This window comes from Stenotrophomonas sp. YJH_SMC_21 (assembly GCF_059369555.1).
On sequence record NZ_JCAFSU010000033.1, the window covers coordinates 1 to 6,641 of the forward strand.

Here is a 6,641-nt window from a genome sequence, read left to right on the forward strand (position 1 = left end):
AAGGGAGATTCCGGCGTGGGCGCCAAGCTACATGGCGATCGTCGAGATCCAGGCTCGTACGGCGGCCCACGCCGGCTCTCGACACCTACGCTGACAGATTTTCATCAGATAAGGCTTGGTCGCCGCATCCATGCGGCTCACGCCCCCTCAACCGGACCCACCCCACCTTCGACAGTTTCCCGTGAGCTGTTGGAACGGCATTCTGCTTTGGTGGGTGCCGACCGTTGGTCGGCACTGGGTCGGACGTGTGGGTATGTCGATTTCTGCGTCTGTGGTTCGTCGAATGAACGACTTCAACGGGAGCTGCACATGAGCACTGACACCAAGCCGAAAGGCCCGGCCTCGTATTTCCCCTCCATCGAGAAGACCTACGGGCAGCCGGTGGCGCACTGGTTCGGGCTGCTGGCCGCGAAGAAGGGCCTGAAACACATGGAACTGGTCAGCTTCCTGAAAAGTGAGCATGGGCTGGGCCATGGCCATGCCAACGCGCTGGTGGCGCACCATCTGGCCAGCAAGGGTTGAGCAGCGGCGGGCCGGAGATCGGGCGGGGCGCATTCAGCTGAACGATTTCATCTGCAACTGTCATGCAGATCGTGTCTAATACCGCTCCCCACCTGCTGTTCCCCACCCGTATGTCCCTTCCCTCCCATGGCCCCGCGCCGTGCGACGACGCTGACGGCCACCTGGTCACCGCCGGTCCGCTGACCCCGCCGCCCGACAGCGCCGGCACCACCGCCGACGAAAAAGCGCTGCGCCACTCGATCGCCGAGGACGTGCAGGGCATGGTGCTGGCCACGATGGTGGCCTCGCTGGGCTTGGCCATCTTCGCCAAGGGCGGGCTGATGATCGGCGGCATGGCGGGCATGGCGTTCCTGCTGCACTACGCGATGGGCTGGAACTTCGGCCTGGTGTTCGTGCTGGTCAACCTGCCGTTCTACTGGGTGGCGCTGCGGCGCATGGGCTGGGAATTCACCCTGAAGACCTTCGCCGCGGTCACCGCCTGTGGCGTGCTGACCGACCTGCTGCCGCGCTGGATCGACTTCTCGCACATCGACCCGCTGTATTCGGCGATCGTCGGTGGCGCGTTGTCCGGCCTGGGCATCCTGTTCTTCATCCGCCATCGTGCCAGTCTCGGCGGCATCGGCATCCTGGCGGTGTACCTGCAGCGCACCCGCGGCTGGAGCGCGGGCAAGGTGCAGATGTCCTACGACGCCTGCCTGATGGTGGCCGCGTTCTTCGTGTTGTCGCCGTCGAAGGTGCTGTACTCGGCCATCGGCGCGGTGGTGCTCAGCCTGGTGCTGATGTTCAACCACCGCCCCGGCCGCTACATGGGCGTGTGACCGTTCAACGGGGTTGCCGTCCAGCGGCCGGCACTATCGGAACCCACGCGTGATGACGCCGGGCCATGCCCGGCGGATATCCATCAGCGGGCGGTGGCCTGCAACCACGGCGGCGACAGCGTCAGCAGCCGCGCATGCACCGGGCAGTCCTCGGCATGCGCACCGGGCAGGTAGCCCAGGCTCATCAGGAACTCGCCGGTGATCTCGCCGCCGGTGAAGCGGAAGGTCTTCTTGAACAGCTTCACCCAGTCAGCCTTGCTGCGCGGGTGGTGCGCATCCAGCCACGACGCGAAGCTGCCGTGGCTGGCCCGCAGCTGCTGGATCACCTGCGCGTTGTGGATGGCCGCCAGCACCTTCAGCCGGTTGCGGATGATGCCCGCGTCCGACAGCAGGCGCTCGATGTCCTGCTCGGCGTATGCAGCCACGCGGTCCACATCGAAGCCGTCATAGGCCGTGCGGAAGCCCTCGCGCTTCTTCAGGATCGTTTCCCAGCTCAGGCCGGCCTGGTTGATCTCCAGCACCAGCCGTTCGAACAGCTCGCGCTCGTCACGCTGCGGGAAGCCGTACTCGTTGGCGTGGTAGTAGTCGTGCACCGGATGGCCCGGGGCGATGAGGCAGTAGCCGCTCATGGGGAAGGCTCGTTGGATTCGGATTCGGGATCGATGGCCAGCGCAGGGTGCCCGCCGATGGACAGCATCGGCCAGCGCGGTGGCACGAGCGTGAGTTTGCCGTCACGCAGGGCCTGGTTGATCGCCTCGGCCTGGCCGCTGACGGTGCCGAACAGCGAACCGGCCCGGCGCCAGTGGGCATCCCTGCCACGTGCGTACAGCACGCAGTCCGGCCCACGGTGGGTGTACAGCTCGCACAGCAGCACTTCGCCGGTGCCATCGCCGTCCAGGTCGCGATGCACGATCAGGCAGTCGCGCTCGCTCTGGGCGCAGGATTCGCCATCGATCGCGCGCGTGGCCAGTGCCTGCCACCAATCGTCCGGTGGCGAGCTGGATCCCTTGGCCAGCTTCAACGCGCGCTGCAGGGCGACGACGTCCTGCGGCCCCTTGTCGAGGCGCTGTCCGTCGTCCCAGCGTGAGGTACGTGCCAGCGCAGCCGCAATCACCTGCGGCGCGTTGGCATCGGCGGTGATGGCCGGATCATGCTGCAGGTCGCGCAGCGCCTGCACGCCACGGCGCCCAAGATCGAAGCGCAGCACGTTGACGTCACTGCTGGTGATTGCAGGCGGGTCCGCACGCAGGCGCGCCAGCTGGCTGGACAGGGCAAGCCGCACCGGGTCCAGCAGCGGCGAATTGCCCAGCAACGCCAGTGCCAGCACCGCCCAGCACATCCAGCGGTTGACCGGCTCCAGCATCTGCAACCAGCGGCGCTGCCGGCGCAGCACCGCCAGCGCGTAGCCCACGGCATAGCCGGCCACGGCCACTGCGACGAGTACCGCCCAGAACCGGTCCAGGGTCCAGCCGTACTGCACCACGCGCAGTCCCAGTGCGTACAGGGCCAGTGCGGCGTAGACCGGCAGCGCCAGCAGGCTGGCTTCAACCAGCCGGCGCAGCAGCAGCGGGTAGGGGGCGCTGTCTTCCCCCTGCTGGTAGACCGCATTGGTGAACGTCACCAGCAGCAGTGACAGCACCAGCAGCAGGCCGGCGGCCGAGCGGGTCTTCCACAACGGTTCCAGCCCGGTAAACGGCAGGCTCAGCACGAACAATACGGCGATGAACGAGAGCAGCGGCAACAGCCCACGGCAGATCGCGAACAGCACCTGGCGGGTGATCTGGATGGCGCGGTGCTGGGTGCGCCCGATCAGTACGCCGAACCCGGCCAGGCTGCCGGTGGCCAGTGCGATGAACGCATCCTGCCGGAACAGGTCGCGGAAGACGGTCACGTCGAGCAGCTGGAACAGCGCCGACCACAGCCACAACAGCAGCCAGGTCAGCCCGGTGAACAGTGCCGCCAAGGCCAGGGTCAAACCATTCTGCCAGGCGCGCTCGAACAGCTCGGGATAACTGGCACGCCAGTGCCCGTGCTGCAGCTGGAACTGCCACCAGGGCAGGACCACGAACACCGCAACGGCAATGCCCAGGGTCAACGGAAGCTGCAACGCGCCCGATTCCAGTGCGGTCTCGCCATTGAGGTTCCAGCCGATCCAGGCGGCCAGCGCCAGCACCACCGTCGAGCCGAGCACGGCCTGCAGCCACAGGCGGCGCTGGCCCAGCTCCACCAGGCTCAGCGCCACCGCGCTGGGAATGGCCAGCACCCAGGCGTACCAGCAGTAGCGCCAGCCGATATCGCGGAACGGCCACGCGTCGGACAGTTCCTGCGCGGCATACAGCATCAGGCCCTGCAGCAGGGCAAGCAGGACGATGGCGCTGCGTGCCGGCAGGGTCAGGGGCGTTGAAGACTGCATCGATGACCTTCCATGGCAAAGCACCATCCTAGCCCATCGCTGTTCGATGCCATCGCGCGACCATCCCGCCCCCAGCAGGTAGAATAGGACCATGCCTGTAACGCCGACCTCCCTTGCCGATCACCTGCTCGTCGCGCTGCCGTCGCTGCTCGACGCGACCTTCGCCCGCAGCGTCGCGCTGATCTGCCAGCACGACGAGAACGGGGCGATGGGCGTGCTGGTCAACCAGCCTTCCGAGTACACGCTGGGTGAAGTGCTTGCACAGATGGACATCACCACCGGTGATGGCGACCTGCAGGCGCGCATGGTGCTCAACGGCGGCCCGGTGCATCCGGAGCGCGGCTTCGTCATCCATGACGACGCGCGGGCGTGGGATTCCAGCCTGACCGTGGGTGACGGCCTGTACCTGACCACCTCGCGCGACATCCTCGAAGCGATGGCGCGCGGCGAAGGCCCGGCCAATGCCGTGGTCACCCTCGGCTGTGCTGGTTGGGGCGCAGGGCAGCTGGAAAGCGAGCTGTCCGAGAACAGCTGGCTGACCGTGCCCGCCGATGCCGAGCTGGTGTTCCAGCTGCCGCTGGAGCAGCGCTGGCAGGGTGCGGCCTCGCGCATCGGCGTGGACCTGTTCCGGCTGACCGACTACAGCGGCCATGTCTGAGCCCATCACGCCCGCGCCGGATTCTGCTGCCCCGGCGATCCGCCGTGATGGCACCGTTCTGGGTTTCGATGTCGGCTCGCGACGGATCGGCGTGGCCATCGGCAGTGCCTTCGCCGCGCATGCGCGCGCGGTGGCCGTGGTCGATGTGCACGGCAACGGCCCGGACTGGACCGCGATCGAACGCCTGCTCAAGGAATGGAAGCCCGACGGCCTGGTGGTCGGCGACCCGCTGACCCTGGACGGCCAGGACCAGCCCAACCGCAAGCGCGCGCAGGGCTTTGCCCGCCAGCTGCGGGAACGCTTCAAGCTGCCAGTGGTGATGATCGACGAGCGTTCCAGCTCGGTCGAGGCTGCCCGCCGCTTCGCTGTCGAGCGCGCCGAAGGGCGCAAGCGCCGCCGTGATGCGGCCGCCCTCGACGCCGTGGCCGCGGCGGTGATCATCGACCGCTGGCTGTCGTCGCCGGACGACGCCACCCCCATTCCCTGACTGCCCGACTCCCGCCATGACTGCCCAGCAAATCGATGCCTCCGGACGCCTGCGCCACCTGCTGACCCTGGAGGGCCTGCCGCGCGAGACGCTGCTGCAGCTGCTCGACCGCGCAGGGCAGATCCGCGATGCCGCAGTCGGCCGCGTCGGCAACAAGCGCCACGTGCTGGCCGGTTCGGCGGTGTGCACGCTGTTCTTCGAACCGTCCACGCGCACCCGCAGTTCGTTCCAGCTGGCCGCGCAGCGGCTGGGGGCGGACGTGCTGAATTTCGACGCCTCGACCTCCTCTACCCGCAAGGGTGAGACCGCCTGCGACACGCTTCGCAACCTGGAAGCGATGGGCGTGCGCGGCTTCGTGGTGCGCCACCCCGATGACGGCGCCGTGGCCGCACTGGCCGATGCGGCAGGCGAGGGCACCGCGCTGATCAATGCCGGTGACGGCCGCAGTTCGCACCCGACCCAGGGCCTGCTGGACATGCTGACCCTGCGCCAGGCCAAGGGCCCGGATTTCTCGAAGCTGAAAGTCGTGATCGTCGGCGACGTAAAGCACTCGCGCGTGGCCCGCACCGACCTGCATGCGCTGCGCACGCTGGGCGTGGGCGAGATCCGCGTGTGTGGCCCGCAGTCGCTGCTGCCGGACGACGAGACCCTGAAGGGCTGCGTGGTCGGCGATGATTTCGACGCGATGCTGGAAGGCGTCGACGCGCTGATGATGCTGCGCCTGCAGCGCGAGCGCATGGAAGAAGGCCTGGTGCCGTCGCTGGAGCAGTACCACGCGCAGTACGGCCTGACCAACGAACGCCTGGCGCGCGCGGGCAAGGATGCCGCGGTGCTGCACCCGGGCCCGATCAACCGCGGCGTGGAAGTGACCGACGAGGTGGCCGACGGCCCGCAGTCGTGGGTGCTGCGCCAGGTCGCCAACGGCGTCGCCGTGCGCATGGCCGTGCTGGAAACCCTGCTGGGCTGACCTGCCCGGGTGGGTGCCGACCGTTGGTCGGCACTGAACCGTCAGTGCGGTGAAGTGCGGGCCTAGCCATTGAATGGTTCCGGGCCTACCTGTACTGACGTGATTGCCCGATAGAACCGGAGTAGCGGCAGGCGCACGCTTGGGCCCATGAGCCGCGCACGCCTACGCCTTGGCCGCCATTCCCGGATCGGACAATCCTACATCCTGACCACCGTCATCCAGGAGCGTCGACGCTACTTCGATGATGCCACTGCGGCACATGAGGTGATGGATGTGTTCCGTCGCATTGATGCTGAGGGCCTGACGCACTCACTTGCCTATGTGGTCATGCCGGACCACATCCATTGGCTTGTGGAGATCCGTGCGTTCTCGCTGGACTACATCATGCAACGCTTCAAATCGAGCAGTGCATTGCGGATCAACCGCATGCTGGGTAGGACAGGACCATTCTGGCAATCGAGCTATCACGATCACGCCATTCGTTCTGACGAATCACTGTTTCGCCATGCGATGTATATCGTCGCCAACCCGGTCAGGGCGAACTTGGCGAGCTGCGTGGGAGAGTATCCGTATGCCTGGTGCCGATGGGAGATCGATGAGAGGTACCAGGCAATGGATTACCCCGAAGCGGAGAGGTAGTGCCGACCAACGGTCGGCACCCACCCATACCCAAGCCGACCAACGGTCGGCACCCACCCATACCCAAGCCGACCAACGGTCGGCACCCACCCATACCCAAGCCGACCAACGGTCGGCACCCACCCATACCCAAGCCG

8 protein-coding genes are annotated in these 6,641 nt (G+C 67.0%); 6 read left to right on the forward strand and 2 right to left on the reverse strand.

Annotated elements, in window-relative coordinates:
* Nucleotides 1-309 precede the first annotated feature (309 nt).
* A complete protein-coding gene (locus tag AC5P67_RS20635) occupies nt 310-522 on the forward strand; it encodes a DUF4287 domain-containing protein (protein WP_012479336.1) in 213 nt (70 codons plus the stop codon).
* Nucleotides 523-632: 110 nt separating this feature from the next.
* Nucleotides 633-1,340, forward strand: a complete 708-nt coding sequence (locus tag AC5P67_RS20640) for a YitT family protein (protein ID WP_059033390.1) — start codon at nt 633-635, stop codon at nt 1,338-1,340.
* Nucleotides 1,341-1,423: 83 nt separating this feature from the next.
* Here AC5P67_RS20640 and AC5P67_RS20645 read toward each other — a convergent pair whose 3' ends face one another.
* On the reverse strand, nt 1,424-1,969 hold the full coding sequence (locus tag AC5P67_RS20645) for a DNA-3-methyladenine glycosylase I (protein WP_087803740.1): 546 nt from the start codon (nt 1,967-1,969) through the stop codon (nt 1,424-1,426).
* On the reverse strand, nt 1,966-3,753 hold the full coding sequence (locus AC5P67_RS20650; RefSeq protein ID WP_111117927.1) for a DUF4153 domain-containing protein: 1,788 nt from the start codon (nt 3,751-3,753) through the stop codon (nt 1,966-1,968). Before AC5P67_RS20650 ends, AC5P67_RS20645 begins: the two co-directional genes overlap by 4 nt.
* 91 nt (nt 3,754-3,844) lie before the next feature.
* Here AC5P67_RS20650 and AC5P67_RS20655 point away from each other — a divergent pair, with 91 nt between their 5' ends.
* From AC5P67_RS20655 to AC5P67_RS20670, 4 genes are all read left to right on the forward strand, one after another.
* Complete coding sequence (locus tag AC5P67_RS20655; RefSeq protein ID WP_005408377.1) at nt 3,845-4,411, forward strand: YqgE/AlgH family protein; 567 nt, start codon at nt 3,845-3,847, stop codon at nt 4,409-4,411.
* Nucleotides 4,404-4,898: a Holliday junction resolvase RuvX gene (ruvX, locus tag AC5P67_RS20660; protein ID WP_005408378.1), complete on the forward strand. Its 495-nt coding sequence runs from the start codon at nt 4,404-4,406 to the stop codon at nt 4,896-4,898. The genes AC5P67_RS20655 and ruvX overlap by 8 nt, the downstream gene beginning before the upstream one ends.
* 16 nt (nt 4,899-4,914) lie before the next feature.
* Nucleotides 4,915-5,865, forward strand: coding sequence for an aspartate carbamoyltransferase catalytic subunit (locus AC5P67_RS20665; protein ID WP_043398325.1), 951 nt, complete (start codon nt 4,915-4,917; stop codon nt 5,863-5,865).
* 147 nt (nt 5,866-6,012) lie between these two features.
* A complete protein-coding gene (locus AC5P67_RS20670; RefSeq protein WP_049395500.1) occupies nt 6,013-6,504 on the forward strand; it encodes an REP-associated tyrosine transposase in 492 nt (163 codons plus the stop codon).
* Nucleotides 6,505-6,641: the final 137 nt, after the last annotated feature.

Bases quoted from the DNA above. Each gene is read 5' to 3' on its own strand.
- AC5P67_RS20650 (WP_111117927.1), bottom strand. From the start codon at position 3,753: ATGCAGTCTTCAACGCCCCTGACCCTGCCGGCACGCAGCGCCATCGTC.
- AC5P67_RS20655 (WP_005408377.1), top strand. From the start codon at position 3,845: ATGCCTGTAACGCCGACCTCCCTTGCCGATCACCTGCTCGTCGCGCTG.
- AC5P67_RS20645 (WP_087803740.1), bottom strand. From the start codon at position 1,969: ATGAGCGGCTACTGCCTCATCGCCCCGGGCCATCCGGTGCACGACTAC.
- AC5P67_RS20670 (WP_049395500.1), top strand. From the start codon at position 6,013: ATGAGCCGCGCACGCCTACGCCTTGGCCGCCATTCCCGGATCGGACAA.
- AC5P67_RS20665 (WP_043398325.1), top strand. From the start codon at position 4,915: ATGACTGCCCAGCAAATCGATGCCTCCGGACGCCTGCGCCACCTGCTG.
- AC5P67_RS20640 (WP_059033390.1), top strand. From the start codon at position 633: ATGTCCCTTCCCTCCCATGGCCCCGCGCCGTGCGACGACGCTGACGGC.
- ruvX (WP_005408378.1), top strand. From the start codon at position 4,404: ATGTCTGAGCCCATCACGCCCGCGCCGGATTCTGCTGCCCCGGCGATC.
- AC5P67_RS20635 (WP_012479336.1), top strand. From the start codon at position 310: ATGAGCACTGACACCAAGCCGAAAGGCCCGGCCTCGTATTTCCCCTCC.